At 42.0% G+C, this 17,057-nt stretch carries 15 protein-coding genes and 1 pseudogene; 5 read left to right on the forward strand and 11 right to left on the reverse strand.

The features are described 5' to 3' along the window. Positions 1–14: 14 nt before the first annotated feature. The 3 genes from F8S12_RS39280 to F8S12_RS39290 all read left to right on the forward strand — a co-directional run bounded on the left by F8S12_RS39280 (position 15) and on the right by F8S12_RS39290 (position 3,657). Positions 15–1,661, forward strand: coding sequence for an ABC1 kinase family protein (locus F8S12_RS39280; RefSeq protein ID WP_196521701.1), 1,647 nt, complete (start codon positions 15–17; stop codon positions 1,659–1,661). A 164-nt stretch (positions 1,662–1,825) separates the two neighbouring features. Next, the gene (locus F8S12_RS39285; protein WP_196521702.1) at positions 1,826–2,809 is read left to right on the forward strand and encodes an ABC transporter ATP-binding protein; all 984 of its coding nucleotides are present in this window, start codon (positions 1,826–1,828) and stop codon (positions 2,807–2,809) included. Positions 2,810–2,868: 59 nt separating this feature from the next. Then, the gene (locus F8S12_RS39290) at positions 2,869–3,657 is read left to right on the forward strand and encodes an ABC transporter permease (protein WP_196521703.1); all 789 of its coding nucleotides are present in this window, start codon (positions 2,869–2,871) and stop codon (positions 3,655–3,657) included. Positions 3,658–3,703: 46 nt separating this feature from the next. Here the strand turns inward: F8S12_RS39290 and F8S12_RS39295 are convergent, their stop codons facing one another. The 6 genes from F8S12_RS39295 to F8S12_RS39320 all read right to left on the reverse strand — a co-directional run bounded on the left by F8S12_RS39295 (position 3,704) and on the right by F8S12_RS39320 (position 8,876). After that, positions 3,704–3,958 carry a hypothetical protein gene (locus F8S12_RS39295; protein WP_230968585.1) on the reverse strand — a complete coding sequence of 85 codons (255 nt, stop codon included), beginning with the start codon at positions 3,956–3,958 and terminating at the stop codon, positions 3,704–3,706. Positions 3,959–4,007: 49 nt separating this feature from the next. Then, a complete protein-coding gene (locus F8S12_RS39300; protein ID WP_196521705.1) occupies positions 4,008–4,853 on the reverse strand; it encodes an Rpn family recombination-promoting nuclease/putative transposase in 846 nt (281 codons plus the stop codon). Between the two features lie 93 nt (positions 4,854–4,946). Next, positions 4,947–6,656 (reverse strand): serine/threonine-protein kinase, encoded by a 1,710-nt coding sequence (locus tag F8S12_RS39305; RefSeq protein ID WP_196521706.1) that lies wholly within the window; start codon positions 6,654–6,656, stop codon positions 4,947–4,949. Positions 6,657–6,855: 199 nt separating this feature from the next. Then, a complete protein-coding gene (locus F8S12_RS39310) occupies positions 6,856–7,692 on the reverse strand; it encodes an alpha/beta fold hydrolase (protein WP_196521713.1) in 837 nt (278 codons plus the stop codon). 146 nt (positions 7,693–7,838) lie between these two features. After that, entirely contained in the window at positions 7,839–8,312 is a 474-nt protein-coding gene (locus F8S12_RS39315; protein ID WP_196521707.1) for a TspO/MBR family protein, read from the reverse strand. Positions 8,313–8,402: 90 nt separating this feature from the next. Next, positions 8,403–8,876 carry a TspO/MBR family protein gene (locus F8S12_RS39320; protein ID WP_196521708.1) on the reverse strand — a complete coding sequence of 158 codons (474 nt, stop codon included), beginning with the start codon at positions 8,874–8,876 and terminating at the stop codon, positions 8,403–8,405. 1,208 nt (positions 8,877–10,084) lie between these two features. Here F8S12_RS39320 and F8S12_RS39325 point away from each other — a divergent pair. Next, positions 10,085–10,174 carry an IS4/Tn5 family transposase DNA-binding protein gene (locus tag F8S12_RS39325; protein ID WP_230968081.1) on the forward strand — a complete coding sequence of 30 codons (90 nt, stop codon included), beginning with the start codon at positions 10,085–10,087 and terminating at the stop codon, positions 10,172–10,174. A gap of 81 nt (positions 10,175–10,255) precedes the next feature. Here F8S12_RS39325 and F8S12_RS39330 read toward each other — a convergent pair. The 5 genes and pseudogenes from F8S12_RS39330 to F8S12_RS41895 all read right to left on the reverse strand — a co-directional run. Then, positions 10,256–11,359 (reverse strand): annotated as a pseudogene (locus F8S12_RS39330) (hypothetical protein); the annotation flags it as partial. Between the two features lie 231 nt (positions 11,360–11,590). After that, positions 11,591–11,971, reverse strand: a complete 381-nt coding sequence (locus tag F8S12_RS39335) for a hypothetical protein (protein WP_196521709.1) — start codon at positions 11,969–11,971, stop codon at positions 11,591–11,593. A 15-nt stretch (positions 11,972–11,986) separates the two neighbouring features. Then, complete coding sequence (locus F8S12_RS39340) at positions 11,987–13,348, reverse strand: S8 family serine peptidase (RefSeq protein WP_196521710.1); 1,362 nt, start codon at positions 13,346–13,348, stop codon at positions 11,987–11,989. Between the two features lie 6 nt (positions 13,349–13,354). Further along, on the reverse strand, positions 13,355–16,198 hold the full coding sequence (locus F8S12_RS39345; protein ID WP_196521711.1) for an NACHT domain-containing protein: 2,844 nt from the start codon (positions 16,196–16,198) through the stop codon (positions 13,355–13,357). Between the two features lie 83 nt (positions 16,199–16,281). Further along, positions 16,282–16,416, reverse strand: coding sequence for a hypothetical protein (locus F8S12_RS41895; RefSeq protein ID WP_269144874.1), 135 nt, complete (start codon positions 16,414–16,416; stop codon positions 16,282–16,284). Positions 16,417–16,542: 126 nt separating this feature from the next. Here F8S12_RS41895 and F8S12_RS39350 point away from each other — a divergent pair. Further along, positions 16,543–17,057 (forward strand): hypothetical protein (locus F8S12_RS39350; protein WP_196521712.1); only part of this gene is annotated, 515 nt, incomplete at its 3' end.

The following is a 17,057-nucleotide window of genomic DNA, read 5'->3' on the forward strand; positions in this document are numbered from 1 at the left end:
CCCCCTTCCCCAAAATGTTCCTCACCCAAACTGTTCCCCGTCAACGAGAAATCCTGGAAGTATTCCTTCGCAATGGCTGGGACTATATGCGAAGGCTACTTACTGGTGGCAAAGCTGATGAACCCCAGCTACCTACACCTGCGGTTTTAAAAAATATCCTGATAGACTTGGGCCCAGTTTATGTTAAGCTCGGTCAACTACTTTCTACCCGCCCCGACTTACTTAACGCCGCTTACATTGAAGAATTATCAACTTTACAAGACGAAGTACCAGCAGTTCCTTGGTCAGAGGTAGAAATAGTCCTCCGCAAAGAATTAAAACGTTCACTAGCAGAAACTTTCAGCACAGTTAACCCTATCCCAGTAGCGGCGGGATCAATTGCCCAGACACATCGAGCTACATTAGCAGATGGCCGAGAAGTCGCTTTGAAAGTGCAACGTCCGGGAATTGATCTTACTATTGCCCAAGATATTGCTTTAATTCAAGGTATTGCCGATTTAGTGGCGCGTACTGACTTTGGGCAAACCTACGAAATCAAATCTATCGCCGAAGAATTTACTAAAGCCTTAGAAGCTGAGTTAGATTTTAAACGGGAAGCAGGTTTTACAGACCAACTGCGGCGCAACTTATCTAAAAGTCGTTGGTTTGATCCGACACAAATAGTGGTTGCGGAAATTAACTGGGAATTAACTACAGAAAAATTACTGGTGATGGAATGGCTGGATGGGGTGCCGTTCCTGTCGGCGGATTTGAACAGTAATAACAATGGTAAAGACCCTGCTGTAGAGCGGAAAGAAATAACTACTTTGTTATTTCGGGTATTTTTTCAACAACTATATATTGATGGCTTTTTTCACGCTGATCCCCATCCAGGAAACTTGTTTTATCTCAGAGATGGTCGTGTTGCCCTCTTAGACTGTGGGATGGTGGGAAGACTTGATCCCCGCACACAGCAGATATTAACAGAAATGTTGTTAGCGATCGTTGATTTAGATGCTCAAAGGTGCGCTCAGTTAACTTTGCAGCTATCAGATTCTGCTCAACCAGTAATTTTGTCGCGGTTAGAAAATGATTACGATCGCATGTTGCGAAAATATCACAACGTCAGCCTAACGCAAATAAACTTCAGTCAGATAATTTATGAAGTTTTACAAGTTGCCCGCAACAATAAAATTAGGTTGCCTAGTAATATGGGTTTGTATGCCAAAACCATAGCAAATTTAGAAGGTGTGGCGCGGACATTCAACCCAGAGCTTAACTTTTTTGATGAAGTCAAACCATTAATTACAGACTTATTTCGCCGCCAGTTAGTAGGAGATAATCCAGTGCGATCGCTCCTCAGAACAGCCTTAGATATTAAAAGTCTGTCTCTCCAATCTCCCCGCCAAATCGAATTGTTGTTAGACCGAGTTACTTCGGAAACCTTACAGTGGAATCTATCACTGCGAGGATTAGATGGCGTGCGGCGCACTATGGACGATGCGGCTAACCGACTATCTTTTAGTATTTTAGTGGGTTCGCTGATTATGGGTGCGGCAATTATTTCTACCAGAGCGCAGACAAATCAGCTATCTTTTTTAAGCACCATCCTGTTTGCAGTCGCTAGTTTATTGGGTTTTTGGTTAATTATTAGTACATTGCGATCGGGACGTTTACGGTAAAACCTAATATGTTGTGCCCTGCATGAGTTCGTAGGCGTGAATAATTAAAGGTTTGTAGTAAGGGCTGAAGCCCTTACTAAGATCCAATTTAATTAATTTTGCATTACATAATATAGTTTGATTTATTCTTGCTCACTTAGATTTGTGGTTCTAATATAAAAAATATGTCAATCATCATTGCTGAAAATCTGAGTAAATCTTATCCAGTAGCAGTTAAAAATTCGGGTTTTAAAGGCACAATCACCCACTTTTTTCGCCGCACCTACCGCTCAATTAAAGCAGTCCAGGATGTTTCCTTTGAAATTGCCCCTGGTGAAATCGTGGGGTTTTTGGGGCCAAATGGTGCTGGTAAAACCACCACACTCAAAATGCTCACGGGGTTGATTCATCCTTCTAGCGGTACTGTCAGAGTAGCTGGACAAGTTCCGTTTAATCGTAAAGAAGCATTTTTGCAAAAAATTACCTTGGTAATGGGGCAAAAGCAGCAGCTAATTTGGGACTTACCAGCGCTAGATTCTTTAAAAATTAACGCTGCTGTGTACAACATTTCTGATAAAGAGTTCCAGCGACGGGTGGGGGAATTAACAGAGATGCTTTCCTTGGAAGGTAAACTTACTCAACCAGTGCGGAAACTGTCTTTAGGTGAGCGAATGAAAGCAGAATTGTTAGCAGCACTTTTGCATCATCCTCACGTATTGTTTTTGGATGAACCAACGCTGGGATTGGATGTAAATGCTCAAGCAGCAGTGCGCGAGTTCTTGCGCGAGTACAATCAGCGTTATCAAGCAACAGTGCTGTTGACGAGTCATTACATGGCTGACATCACAGCTTTATGTCAACGGGTGCTGTTAATTCACGAGGGAAAGCTGATGTATGACGGTAGCTTAGATGGACTGCTAGAACGTTTTGCTCCCTACCGAGAAGTCTACATAGAGTTAGCACAGCCTCTACCGATAGAAAAACTCATGACCTATGGAGACGTAAAACTCTTAGAAGGGCGATCGGTGCATTTTATGGTGTCGAGAGAGGCGCTCACCCGTACTGTTTCTGAGATTTTGGCAAATTTGGAGGTAATTGATTTAACTGTCACCGAACCGCCTGTAGAAGAAGTGATTGGACGAGTTTTTCAGGCAGGTGTCGTACAGTAGAGACGCGATTAATCGCGTCTCTACAAGAGTGGGTAATGTTTGTAGCGGGAAGTGAATAAATGAAGCGGATTATTAGAAAAGCCGTAACTTTATTGTTAATATATTACGCCTATATGGTTGAGTATCGAGCAGAACTAATTTTATGGGTTTTGGCTGGGTCTTTGCCGATTATCCTCATGGGTATCTGGATACAAGCATCACAAGGTGGGCAGTTTGGGCTATCACCTGTGGATTTTGCTCGTTACTTCATTACGGTTTTCATTATTAGGCAACTCACAGTTGTTTGGGTAATTTGGGACTTTGAAAGAGAGGTAGTGGAAGGCAAGCTTTCACCCAAGTTGCTACAACCACTTGACCCAGTATGGCATCATGTTGCGGGACATATTGCTGAAAGATTTGCTCGGTTAACCTTTGCTTTTCCATTAGTGGGATTATTTTTTATTCTTTATCCCCAAGCTTTTTGGATACCAAGTTTAGACAGATTTTTGCTGTTTACATTAGCGGCGGTGTTAGCTTTTGCTTTGCGGTTTGTGATTCAGTACACCTTTGCCATGTTTGCCTTTTGGACAGAACGGGCCAGCGCTTTAGAAAATTTCTGGTTGTTATTTTATCTATTTTTATCTGGTTTGATAGCACCTTTAGAAGTCTTTCCAGAAAATGTGCGGAAAATAGTAATGTTTACGCCTTTTCCCTATTTGATTAATTTTCCTGCGAGTCTTTTGGTAGGGCTACCCGTGGATGTAGGGCAAGGATTTGGGTCAATGGTGGGTTGGATGTTGGTGTTTTTAGGTGCAAATCGCTTGCTTTGGCGTGCAGGTTTGAAGCGGTATTCTGGGATGGGAGCATGAACAATTTATAATTCATAATTAGGAAATTTATCACCCCAGAGTTTGGCTAAGTTGAGGAAATTTGAAGGCTGCGGATGAGTTCATTCACTTCATGTAAAGTATTCATCTTTAATACGCCTCGGTAAATTGCCTTTAATTGTTCTAAATCGTAAATTTGAGAGATTTCTGACATCAGTTTTAATCCTTCGCAGCCAAATTTTCTCTCTAAAGCACATTCAAGTTCAGGTAGAAAACCTTCTCGCCAACCTTTTTTATAACCTTTTTTGAAAATTTCTTGATAAAAGAAAGATTTCTCAAACACTGACATATACCACCTCATGATTTGCCAAACTCAAGAAAGTTCCATTATTTCAAATCAATTCCCGTAATTCATCTAGAGTATTCACGCTCTTAATTACCTGTTGAATTGCTTTTAATCTATCTAAATCAGAAATTTGAGATATTTCTGGCATCACTTGTAATCCCTCAACGCCAAATTTTATCTCTAAAGCGAGTTCAATACCTAAAAGCATCTCTTCTTGCCGTCCTCGTTGTTCCCCTTCTCTAAAAATTTGCTGATACCAGGGAGATTCGCGTAACACTGCCATATCCCACCTCATGATTTGCTGAACTAAAGCGCTGTCTAATACGAAGGTAGCAAAAAAAGCCATAACAATTTCTAACTGGCTCAATTGCTCATCGGCGCGAAGAATTTGCAATGCCCGTTGTACAGTCGATTCTTCTGCACCTCCCTTGAGAATTGGGACAAAGGGAAGCAAGCAGGGAACAGGTTGAGTAAAAACGATTTCCACATCGACTTGCCAAAGGTTGATAACGCGGTAGTCTTGACGCGCCTGTAAACCTGCAAATTGCGATTCATAGCTGGTGGGAATTTCAACATCACTTTCTTTGAGGATGTTAACCAATACTGGATAAGTAGGCAAATTGTACTTTTCTTCTGCCAGTGCTGTGTAAGCCCGCATCCGTTTGGGCATTTCAGGTTTATAGCGCAATTGTAACTCGTTGAGTACAAGAAATTCGCCATATTTTGGACTGGTGGCGCGGACTAATACATCACTCTCACGGCTAATCCACTGGAATTCGGAGTTGAGAATTTCACCACATACAATATCAGGAATCTGTGTTACCCACTTTACCCAATTTTCGGGTGCGAGGCTAATTAATCGCTTGGTGCTAATATCTGCGGCTTTAACCATAAGGAAGTAAATGACTATTGTAGTAGTTTATAGTTAAAGATGCGATATCTACGATCGCCTATGCCTATGCACTGATGTACTTTGCTAGAGATTTTATAAATTACTCGGTATTGTCTTAAACTTATCCACCGCTCCCAAAGAATAATCTTCCAATTTAAAATCAGCAAAAGGTTTCTTTGTTAACCTATCTCGTAGCGCTTCATCTAGATTTAAACCTGCTGATTGTTTTTTTACGCCAATAATTATAATGCTTCTCTGATATGTAGTTAAATCTTGTTTTGCCTGACAATCACTCCGTTGAAATTGACCTAAATTTAATAAGCGATCGCCTTTAATACTTGGTATATTAATAAATAGTTTTTTAACTAAAAGTCTTATTTGCTTAGAACGTTCTAAAGCCAGACGTTCTTGAACTGCTATATCACCTTTACAAGAAGCTGTACCTACAGAGATAATTTCAGTGGGAACTTCCATTATCTTCTCTATACCTTCTTTTTCTAGGTTCAAATTTAAAAGGTCAAGACTAATAATTTCATCATTTTTATATTTAATTTGAAAATTGCTACCTACAAGCCATTTATATTCTACTGATAAAACAGCGATATTAAATTCGGCTATCCTCCCCTGACTATCTCTACCTTCTTGATAAGGAAAATAATCAATCTTACCTTTCCTTTCTGGAGATTGTCCGTAATTTGGCATCAAAGAAAATTTTGATGTCCGCGTTGCTAAAGCCACTATACTAAGTAATCCTAATGTCAATAGCAGCGCTGCAAAAAATTCTAGTAGCGGCACTTTTTCTTGCTGCTGATATAGGGTTGACAAAGTTTTAGGATTTGCCAGAGGAAACTGTTCAATGTTAAAGGTTTCTACATTAGTTTCTATTAGTTGTTTTTCAACTTCTTCTAAGCACTGCAAAATTTCCTGGGCATTGGCGGGACGCTTTTGTATATCCGATGCCATTAGCCAATCAATTAAATTCAACAGTAAGGGTGAGATATCGATGACATGATTTTGCCAGTGCAACAAATTGTGCTGGATATCATACATATCCAAAGGATGGTATCCCGTGAGTAAAAATACAAATGTGCGTCCCAAGGCAAAGAAATCTGATTGCGGTACAGCTTGACCATTCATTTGTTCTGGGGCGCTGTAGCCAGATGACATCAGTGCTATCATTCCGTCGCCGTTGCTGAGTTGCTCTGGGTAGGTTTTGGTGATTTCACTGGCGGTGCCAAAATCAATCAGTACTAGCTCTCCCCAATCTTCTTTATCAAGGGGCGAGCGAATCATGATATTAGATGGCTTAATATCTCGATGTAGGTAATGCTTGCTATGCACTAAATCTAAAATTTCTACCAGTTGTTTCAACCAGTCCATAGCTTGTTCTTGTGAAATGGGGCTATTCTGCTGCTTTAGCCACTCTTCTAAGTTCAATCCATCGATTTTTTCCATTGCAATACAATGCAACACCAAACCATTTCGGGTTTGATACTGGAAGTAACTATCTTCTTTGGGAATGCCGGGATGGTTCAGTTGTCCTAGTACAGTTACCTCTTGCTGAAATAGTTCTATTGCTTTGGCATCGCCTGATAGATCCTCTTTGAGTATTTTGAGGATTTTGGGTGTATCTTGTTCGTATGCCTCATAAACCTTACTAAACCCAGTTTTGTCGCTCAACAGGTACGTCACTCGATAGCGTTCCAGCAATTCCAGATGCGAACCACAACTTTGACAAAAGCGGTTTTGATCATTATTTTGGTGATTTGGTTTAGGGCAAACGGGATTGATACAAAGGCTCATGACTGGCTTATCTGTCACTAAAAAGGGAACGTAGACATTGCTACTATTAATTCTTCTGTTCCCGTTTGATAATCCCGTCTAAATAATTAAGAGATTTTTTTGGTGTTGGATGGTTGCGGGATGAATGTCTCACGCAGAGGCGCAAAGACGCAAAGGGAAATACATGATTTCATCCTTTGATTCAGCAATGCCATTTTTTTTACCTGTGTTCTGCGAGGAAAGCTGCTACTGTTTGGTTAAATGCTTCTGGTTGTGTCAAAAACGGCCAATGATTGCCGGGAACTTGGCAGATGCGTAAGTTTTTAAGATGGGTTTTGTAGGGTTGGATTTGCCAATCTTGGCGGTTTAAACCTTGTTCTGGCTGGATGAAGAGGGCAGGGGTGTGAAGGGAGATTGTAAAACCAGGCACTTGCATGACTTCCTCAAAAATTCCGTCGCGGGCAGCTATAGTAAATTTGCTGCCCCAAGTACCATCGGGTTTTTGTTCTATTCCGGCTTGGAAAACTTGCTGCTGTAAGGAACTCCATCCTTGATATTGCTTTAATTGCCGTGCTTGTTGTTCGGCTTCTTCATAACTGGCAAAGGGGCCCATGCTCTTGAGAAAAGGCAAGAAGCGATACAACATTGGAAAAGTTACCCGGAGAAAGCTGGGCATTTTCCAAATGAAAATCGGATCGACGAGAATTATACTGCGTAAACGCGTTGGGTTTTGTCTTGCCCAGATTGCGGCTAGTTTGCCTGTCCACGAGTGACTTACAATATGGGCAAAAGTCCATCCGAGATGATCCATGAGTGCTTCAAGGTCTGCGATCGCACTTTCAAAACTATAATCTCTCTCAGGCTTACTACTTTGGCCATGCCCGCGCATATCTGGCGCAACTATGTGGTAGTCTGCCCCCAAGTAATCTCCTAAACTAGACCATACTAAAGCATGGTCGCCTAAACCGTGCAACAGCAGCAAAGGTTCTTGACCTTGGTTCCACTCTAAGTAAGAAAGTTGAATATCAGGCTTTGAAAAAGTTTGACGTACAAGCATCATTGCACATCCACCCGTGGCGATATAGCTTTGCGTTTATATCGTACTGCCAAAGAAGAGGAGGGAGATGGAAAATGAGGCAATTTAAGGAATGAAACAGCCCTGGAGGGACAGGGCAGGGGAAGGAAAATACATTGCTATTGACTCTATGCGTCTTGAGGATTTATTTCCTTTAACTCGTCAGTGGTGTAAGTACCAATGGGAGTCCAAACTAAATAAGGAAGGAGTAACAGCCCCGCCAGTCCAGAAATCGGCAAAACGCAGACTCCGAGGACAACGCCTGAAATCAAACCCATTAGCCCAAGAATTTCCCCAGCTTTGAGACTGCGAAACCTCAACATTACAGGTATGTAGGCGACGGTGATCATTTCCACCAGGAGGTACAAACCCATTAATAGCCAGGTAATTATGCCTCCTGGATTTTTTTGCCAGACAACATTTGCTGAAGCTGCACCGCAAATAAAAATTACAGTCCAGATAATTGGAATTAGTGGCTCAAAAACTAGCCATCGAGGGCGACTTAAGTGTGCAAACCATTTAACATCACGCGGCGTAATCAAGAAACTACCAAGGGCGACGAAAAAAGTTACAGCCCCAATTATTATCCAAGATGGAATCATAATGCACTCAAGCTTTGTGTATTTTATCAAGTCATACACTGCAAGTTTGACAATTTTGGGCATAAATTGAATCATTCGCTGGTGCGAATCTTAGGCATCTTGAGGATTGAGAGTAGCCATCTGCCAAGTGGTATAAGTACCAATGGGACTCCAGAGTAAATAAGGAAGTAGTAAAAGTGCTGCCCAACCAGAAAAACCTAAGACTGCAAGTATCAATAAAGCACTAATGAGCAAACCTGTGCCACCTATAACTGTACCCACTTTTAGACTACGAAGCTTAAACATTACGGGCGTATAGGCAATGGTCACAATTTCTAAAAGCAGATATAAACCCATGATTAACCGGGTTGAGGTGCTTCCTGGGTCTTTTTCCCAGACAATATAAGCTGACCAAGCACCGCAAATAAATATTACAATCCAGATAATTGGAATCGCGCCCTCAAAAGTTAGCCATCTCGGTCGTTGTAAGCGCTTGAACCATAGGCGATCGCTAGGCGTAATCACGTTAGCTGCCAAGGCAACTAAAAAAGCCACACCCCCAATCACCATCCAAGATTTAATCATGCCCCTTATCCTTTGCGAGCGCTGTCTATCGCTTAAATACCACTCTTTATAGAGTCATTTTGTCAATTTAGTTGCTAATTACTCATCATCCTTGAGTTTGATAACTTCGCATCGTTTGGCAGGATTTTAACGTGTCGCGGAAGTCCCCACCTTCAATGTACTCATAAGGTGGGGATAGGGAGCGGACGGCGACGAAGACATCCCTAAACGGTAATAACCGCAGGTTGTTCAGTGCGAGGGATGTTCAAGGAGTCGTCAATCTGAGTGTTGGCTTTTAAGGCTTGCTCGCAGGGATCAAAGACCTAAACTATGAACCTTTGAGGTTCATAGTTTAGGTCTTAAGATAGTTACTAAAAATCATCTGGATAAGTGAAAGTGATAAAAGGGATGAGTAAGAGTAAATATACTTAACAGATGAGGTTCAAAGTATGGACTCAACAAGTGAGGTTCAAATTGTGGACTCGTCTTTGTACCTTCCAGTACCATTGAAAGAGTATGCAATGAGCCGAGTGACTGTCTACTTTTATAGCGATAGATGGGTTCCAATTAAATATTGTTTTTTGGAAAAGGCAATTTTGCTGTACCACAAGGCAAACCTAGAAGGTAAGGAAATTTTCTTATTTCCTACTGATTTAGATCCTAATCTATTCTCAAGCTCTTTTAACTAAAATATATTGAGGTAGACTATTTTTCAACAATCTTGGCAACAAATAAATCAGCTATAGAGGCGTACATAATGTACGCCTTTATTTGGAAGTAGAATTAAAAATTCGTGCGAACTTGAAAGCCAAAGGTGCAGCAGATGGGCGAGTTTATCAAACAGAATTCAGGAGTCAGGAATCAGAATTCATTCTGAATTCTAACCGAAAAAGTGGATTAATAATTGGGTCTTAAATCAGTGGCGGGTCTGCGAGCGTTTTGATTCTGACTTCTGAATTCTAAATTCTGCATTCTTCTCCAATAAATTTATATAGTACAAGTGATGCGGAGACAAAAATATTAAGAGTTTCTAGGAGTGCTTATCTAACAACTTCTGATACAAACTGTTAGATGCCCAGAAGGACGTAGATTGAAGGCTTTGAAGAACAATAGGTAGATCAATCTGACTTTTCCCGTTAAGTCTTGAAAAGCTTGCTCACAAAGGATTTAGGGCAAATTAGAAGGTTTGCAGTAAAATAAGCCAAGCGTGGTATCAGAGGCGACAAATCATGTTGGACTGGTGGGAGAAAAATTTTGCGACTTGTGAGTTAGGCGATCGCCGATTGAATGAACGTGCAATGTCAATTGGTTTTGCTTGAAGTCAAGGATGAGGTTGGTTAAAATTACACGACCTCTGTGAGGGTTTGCAGCTTGCAACAGAGACTTAACGGGAAAAGTCAGGTTCCGGTAGCTGCGATTAAGTAATCCACCCCCCGCTTAGTATTGAACGCCATCATTTTAAAACCATTCCAGTCCCCGCCAGAACCTTGAGCTAATGTCCCCAGTTGAAACGTGTTACCAAAATAAAGGGTTTCGTAAAACTGGGGTGCTGCGTCTCCTCCTGGTTTCCAGTTTTCGTAAGTTGGTTTGGAATTTAGTAGTTCTAGAGGTTTTTTAAATTCCTTGTGTGCTAAGGCAACAATAGCTTTTGGTGGACGGTAACTGCTGGTAATTAGGTGTACTTCGTCGGCATCTGGTTTGGGATCTGCCATCGGTGAATCCCCAAAATATAGACCTAATTCATGAGTTGCCAGAGAACACCAAATACAGTTCCCCTGACTATAATCGCGTTTAGAGGACCCACCAAAACCACCCCGCCAATATTTCAAAGCGCCTTCAGTGAAAAACCAATCGAGTGCAGATTTAGCCAGAGATTTAACCTCTGGGTCTAATGCGAAATCGTAGAGATTTACATAAGTAGTAACAGCGTGTCCCAAGTAGTTTTCCGAATCCCATTCACCTTGTCCAATTTGGTAGAGAGTGCGAACATTGCGATGGATACGTTCTTTATATATTTTGCGTGTCTCTTCGTTGCCTGTTTCTTCAGCAAATAAATAAACTGCTACTTCCCGCATTGCTTTTAAATTATCAGTATTGCGGCAGTCAACCCAAGTATCACAGTTATCAGTTGAAGCCGACCAAAATTTTCGAGGGCTAAGAAAGGTACGTGTCAGTGGGTCTTTTTCAGTCCAAATCGCCATCGCTTTCTTCATGCGCTGGCGATAATTTGGGTCAAGATATTTACCAAAGTAGAAGTATTTTCGGACTTGCCCTTTGAGGGTAAAGCCAGAGTAAAAGTCAATTCCCAAGGTGTGAGCATTTCTTGAAGCATCAACGTCTTCAGATTGCAGAAAAGCGATCGCTTTTTCTCGATTACCCGCAAGAAAATCCATCATCGCTCTAGGGTAGGATCTCTTTTCATTCTCGAAGGCTGTATTCCCATAGTTTTTACCTGCGAGTTAAGTAATTGCTTCTTGGGAACGCTGCTGAAACTCCGCTGACATTTGTGGTGTCCATTCTGACTCTGGCTGAGACTGGGTGTTGCCTAGCAAAACAATAAACAGATGATTACAGCATTATTAAGGTGCAGTTCTTTCAAGACAATGGGATACTCCAAAGAAACTGAGTGACCACTAAGCTAGATGCATAAATTGGGCACACTCGAACCAGGTGAAAGTAAAAGCGAGATAGGCGATCGCTACTGCCTCAATGCTCTGGTAAGGTGATTATTTTGCTTATTTTCTGGATATTGGGTAAATAGATTGATCTTCTATTACAGCTTTAACTGCCTCAGATTCAGCCAAGGCATTGACACCAGCGACTGTAATTTCAAGTGGAATAGAACCCAACAAGTCAGGATGTTCGGTCAGCGATCGCCCGTCAAAGTTTTGGATAATTCCAATAATGTTTCCTAAAGCCTGTTCTGCCGACTTCTGCACAGCTTTGATTACAGCTTGGCGCTCATTACGTGATTGACGCTTATTTGTCAAGTTTTGAGCATCTTCAACCTGAAGTAAGACAATTACACGGACTTTTTGTTGAGGTTCAAGATTTGTTAACCGAGATGCAAACTCAGGGCTAACCTTGTTTGGATTGGGTGCATCAAGCCTATGCATCGTGCTTACCCCCAGTTATGTTTGGGTGAGTGTTTTTAATGCCTCAACAGGTTGAATTAATCCATTTCCCCAGCGGTTACAAGGTCGGAGTGGAGAACCATTTGGATGATAAGCGGTTTCTTTGAGTACTCTTATTATATCGGTTGCGGGTGCAGTTGGATTTGCTGCCATTAGTAAAGCAGCGACTCCTGCAACATGAGGAGTTGCCATTGAAGTACCATCCATAAAGTTGTACTCATAAGTACCGTCGGGGCCTTTGGTGGGAGGAATACATGAGTAAATTTGAGAACCAGGGGCAACAATATCAGGCTTAGTCACCAAATTATTTGGTTGTCCAGGAAAAACAAGACTTGCACCACTGCTAAAGAAGCTGACATCAACACCACTAGGCTCAATCTTCTCCACTGCACCCACGGAGAAAGCATTGTAAGCATTACCAGGGGAACTACTGTTACCGTGATTTTCGTTACCAATGGCTACCACAGGCAGAATGCCATACTGATTGAGCAAAATTTCCAGAATTTCGGCAAACAGAGGCTCATAGTAGTTCAAGCCCAGAGACATATTAATAATATCTGCCCCTTTTTCAATTGCCCAAGCAATTCCTTCCATTAAGGTTCGCAAGGTAGCATCGCCAATTAGTACACCTGCAACAAACAGATTTGCTTGGGGTGCAACGCCAATAGAAATACCTTCTGGAGTTTGACCACCTGCGATCGTTCCACAAACATGAGTGCCATGTTGCCCACAATCAAAGGCTGGCTCTGACTTGATGCGTCGTCCCAGTGGATCGATAACAATAAAATCTTTGACACGATCTTTGAGGGCTGAATGAGCAGCATAAACCCCTGTATCAAGGACTGCAACATTAATATCCTGTCCTTTTGTTTTTTGCCAGAGTTGAGGAATTTCAAGTTGTTTTAAACCCCAAGTCAGATTATCTTGGTTTTCCTGCTCAATCAGTGCTGAATATTCAACTTTTTGAGGTCGGATGAGGTGAATTTTTTGATTTGGGAGAACAGCGACAACACCAGGTTGTGCTGCTAAAGTTTTAAGGGTTTTGCGAGTAACTTCGATAGTGGCTACAGGCAGTGTACCAGTACCAATAGAGGAGGTTTTGAGCGGTTGCTTTGTGTAACCCAAATCACGGCTAGCTTCTTGGTAGTTAGCGATAACCTTTTGTTCGACTGCTTTTTGAAGTTGTGCCTGTTCTTTTACTTCATCTAATCGTCGTTTTAGTTCTCGTAAGCGACCACGTAAGGGTAAACCTTCAATTGGCGGTGCTTGGTAGATAACAATTGCATCTCGCTTGTCATCTTCGCTAGTGTCGGCAAGAAATTGCTCAAAGGCAGGGGATATTTTTGACTCACTACTCAAGGTAATTTACCTCTTTCTAGGTTTAGGTTTGTTAGTTTGGGTTTTAACGGATGCAGACTTACGTGATGTTTTTTCTTCAGGTTTCACGCCTTCAAGTAAGTTTGCCCAATTGTTTAAGGCTTTTATGGCTCTCGGACGAACTTCTATTGGTTCTGTTTCCAGCTTCACCCTCTTGAGATGGGTGGCCAATTTTCTTGCTAATAATGCAAACTCCTGCTTTTTTTCGGGATTCTGAAGAGTCGATAATTCTGTTAGTTCTCCTCTCAAAAGGCTTTCAAATGAATGTAAAGTACCCCATGAAAGACTTTCTGAACTACAGAATACACTTATAACTATGCGAAAAACTGCCGTAAAGCCTTCTGTAACTTGTCTGCTGTCAAAATCACGAGATGATAGCCCTATCAAAGCAATCTCTGCTTGAGAATGGTAAACTTCAGTATCCCTAAAATTAGGGCCAACTGAGGCGTATAAATCCGTCATTTTTGCTATTTTAGCTAATATTTCATCAGGTGCAGTTTTATGTAAAAGATAAACTATTTCTGAGAGTTGGAATGGATTCTTATCTTGCCATGTTTTTAACTTTTCTAACAGAAGTTTTATATTTACTATTGTTGGATTTAAAGATAAGAATCTGTAAGATTCACTGAGCCTAATATTACTTTTAATACTACCAACAAGCGCATTGGCAAGAGGTGTAACTTCTTTTTGTGGAAATCGACTTAATGATTGTCTTCCAAAGGAAATTGCTGGCGCGATCGCTACTCGCTCTAATACTCGCCGACGCAAATCTTGATCTTGAGCTAGTTCTAAACCTGCTGAGAGGTAGGCTTCTGTCAGAACTTCAGATAGAGACTCTGTATCAGGTTGGGTTATCAATTGTTCAATTAAATCACGCACAGCAGGCTTAGTTGCTAAACCAGAGTAAAGGGCAATAACTTCCTTCCAGCGACCATCATCATGTTCTTGCACTAACTGCTCTTTATCCACACCAAGCCGATTGCCCTCATGTACAGCCCTTGCTGCTAAATATTCCTGAAACGTAAGATGGGCAAAACCAAAGATACCTGGGCGACGTTCCAGTAATAAACCAGTGCGATAGCGAATATGTTCCAGCAGTTTAGCAGCCCGTTCTGAATCTCCCAAAACCATTGCAAAAATTTCTTGTACCTGAACTGCATCATACTCAGCCCGGTCTTCTGCCTGCATTACTAGAGCTACTTCACGGCAAGTGCGAAGCTTTTCGTCAAAGCCAAACTCAGAATGAATTCCGCGTCGCTGATCCCAGTTATGGAGCAATCCCTCAACACAAAGCCGATACAGCAGAGCGCGGTCTTCTGGCAGACTACCTCCTTCAAAGTAATTAACCAGGCAAATAGCCGAAAGCATCAGAGGGTTACGAGCCAGATTGCGAATGTAAGAATGGTCTTTAAAATTCTCAACAATCCGGTTTCCATCTCCTTCACCTTCCCGTCGTGCCTCAGTTTCAGATTCATTCCTAGCTAAACGTATGGCAGTACACCAGTGACGGGTATACTCTTGGATTTGAGATTCATTAAAGTCCAACAAATTACACTCGATGAATTTCATCTGGTGAAGTAGACCAGGCGGATAACCTACAGGACGAGACGAAATCAGATAATGACACTTTGGATATCTTCTTAGTAAATCAAATAACCAGGGAATCAAGTATTTATCCCACAGTTCTGGTTCTGTTTCATCCAAACCATCCAGCATAAACAAGACACGACCCGCCTGCATCTGTCGCTCAATCCAACCATCCGGCATTAAATCAGCCCGGTCTTTACTGGCAGTTGCCTTTTCAATTAAAGCTGCCCCTCTAGGTAGATTCTGTAAATCGAGTTGCCGCACCCGTAGCAGTAGTGGAATTGCTTGCTGATCCCCCAAGATAAACTTTTCTTCAACTGAAGCTAGCTTGACTTGCAACCACTCGAAAAAAGTAGACTTACCTGCACCCGGCAAACCAACAATTACATTACGATCTGAACATTTCACCTGTTCAAGGGCAGTAGGTGGTAACTTCTCCTCTGGTTCTTCTCCTTTTGTTCTTTGCTGGAGCATTTCATCATGGTTATTGCGCTCTCCATAGAGCCGACGTGCTGCTGCTAAACTCATCAAAGATACTGAAGCATTAGCCTCCGCATCATCTGCATCTTGAGAAAGTTTTTGCACCACTACACGAGGCATGACAAATAACTCACGCAAGTCCACATCTAAATTGGTGGTCATTCGCACTGTTCCCGCTTCAACCCGATGGAACCGTTGCAGCAGATAGTCACGATATTGAAGTTCATAACTCTCATCTGCTCCAGCTTGCCCTGACTTACCCTGAGCATCAATTTGGTTACTGATTTCATTCAGTTTGTTGACTACTCTCCCAGGTAACTCAAAGGTGCTGGAGAACTTAAGCTTTTGCCACTCCGCCATGACTGGCCCAACTAGCATTAACACCTGCACTACGGTGTAAAGTGCTAAACGATAGACAGGCCCATATGTCTGCTGAACTGTCTGCGGACAAGGCAGACGACTTAGCACATTTTCAACAATTTCCTCAGTGGTGACGTTAGGATTGGCAATGTTCTCCAATTCCAGTAACTCACCTATTGCCGCAAAGCCTCTCAAAATGTCCTTAACAGTTGCTTCACTCAATTTTTGGTTGAGAAAAAAACGAGTTAAAGACGACGATGCTGCATCTGCGGCAACCTCGACCTGACGAATGACAGGGTTCAGCTTTCTTAACTCAGATATTCGTCCACGGAAAGGCTCAGAGAATATGAGATCAAAAAGCCTAGCATAAAAGTATAAAACCTGATCATCGACTGAGGATGGCATACTGAGTTTTTAGTTTATTTTGCTAAGTCGCCCTAAGAATATTGTGGCATGGAGCCAAAGTAAGACTTTATATAATGAGGAAATTATGCAACTACCGATCGCCTGTCACCTTCGACCCGCCGAGGTATATCTTCTTCAATGTCGCTTAAGCCATATAATCCGACTAAGAAGCAAGCGATCGCTAATAGTGGATTATGTTTAGCGATCGCTCGAAGCAAATATATAACTCTACTAATGATGTCTTGGGTTTAGTTGGCGTATCCTGGAAATGGCACACTGAATCTATGTGTCAGTTAATGCTTGTGCGTGCCAGCGACATCCGGCAATTAATACAGTGAAAGCGAATGACTAAATCTCCCAATCAAGATCATCACTCCCCTTACCCTATCCGCAAGCGTCTGTGGTTGCTGGTGTTGAGTCGAGGTAGCATTGCCTTGGGTGGACTTTTACTGTTAGGGGTTATTGTCGGTATTTGGCGGTTGTGGACTTTTGTCCAAACAGAGTTAACACCTTTGGCACAACAAAGTCTCACCACTACACTCAATCGTCCGGTAAAACTGGGAAGAGTCACACAATTTTCGTTGACGGGAGTGCAGTTTGGGGCTTCAGCTATCCCAGCCACACCCACAGATTCAGATCGGGTTGCAGTCGAAGCTGTGGAAGTAGGTTTTAACCTGTTACAACTCATCTTTAATCGCCAGTTGAAGCTAGATGTCACCTTAGTCAACCCGGATATTTACATTGAACAGGATGACGAAGTGCGCTGGGTTTCCACTAAAATAGCGTCCTCAGGTAAAGGTGATGTCATTAAAACCGATTTGGACAAACTGCGGTTTCGCAATGCCAAGCTGGCGTTGAT

It is taken from the genome of Nostoc sp. WHI (assembly GCF_015714725.1).
Lineage (GTDB): Bacteria > Cyanobacteriota > Cyanobacteriia > Cyanobacteriales > Nostocaceae > Nostoc.

What these genes read in the sequence shown, in the direction of transcription:
- F8S12_RS39325 (WP_230968081.1), top strand. Translation starts at nt 10,085, where the DNA reads ATGTTGGACTGGTGGGAGAAAAATTTTGCGACTTGTGAGTTAGGCGAT.
- F8S12_RS39280 (WP_196521701.1), top strand. Translation starts at nt 15, where the DNA reads ATGTTCCTCACCCAAACTGTTCCCCGTCAACGAGAAATCCTGGAAGTA.
- F8S12_RS39315 (WP_196521707.1), bottom strand. Translation starts at nt 8,312, where the DNA reads ATGATTCCATCTTGGATAATAATTGGGGCTGTAACTTTTTTCGTCGCC.
- F8S12_RS39290 (WP_196521703.1), top strand. Translation starts at nt 2,869, where the DNA reads ATGAAGCGGATTATTAGAAAAGCCGTAACTTTATTGTTAATATATTAC.
- F8S12_RS39345 (WP_196521711.1), bottom strand. Translation starts at nt 16,198, where the DNA reads ATGCCATCCTCAGTCGATGATCAGGTTTTATACTTTTATGCTAGGCTT.
- F8S12_RS39335 (WP_196521709.1), bottom strand. Translation starts at nt 11,971, where the DNA reads ATGCATAGGCTTGATGCACCCAATCCAAACAAGGTTAGCCCTGAGTTT.
- F8S12_RS39305 (WP_196521706.1), bottom strand. Translation starts at nt 6,656, where the DNA reads ATGAGCCTTTGTATCAATCCCGTTTGCCCTAAACCAAATCACCAAAAT.
- F8S12_RS39320 (WP_196521708.1), bottom strand. Translation starts at nt 8,876, where the DNA reads ATGATTAAATCTTGGATGGTGATTGGGGGTGTGGCTTTTTTAGTTGCC.
- F8S12_RS39285 (WP_196521702.1), top strand. Translation starts at nt 1,826, where the DNA reads ATGTCAATCATCATTGCTGAAAATCTGAGTAAATCTTATCCAGTAGCA.
- F8S12_RS39300 (WP_196521705.1), bottom strand. Translation starts at nt 4,853, where the DNA reads ATGGTTAAAGCCGCAGATATTAGCACCAAGCGATTAATTAGCCTCGCA.
- F8S12_RS39310 (WP_196521713.1), bottom strand. Translation starts at nt 7,692, where the DNA reads ATGCTTGTACGTCAAACTTTTTCAAAGCCTGATATTCAACTTTCTTAC.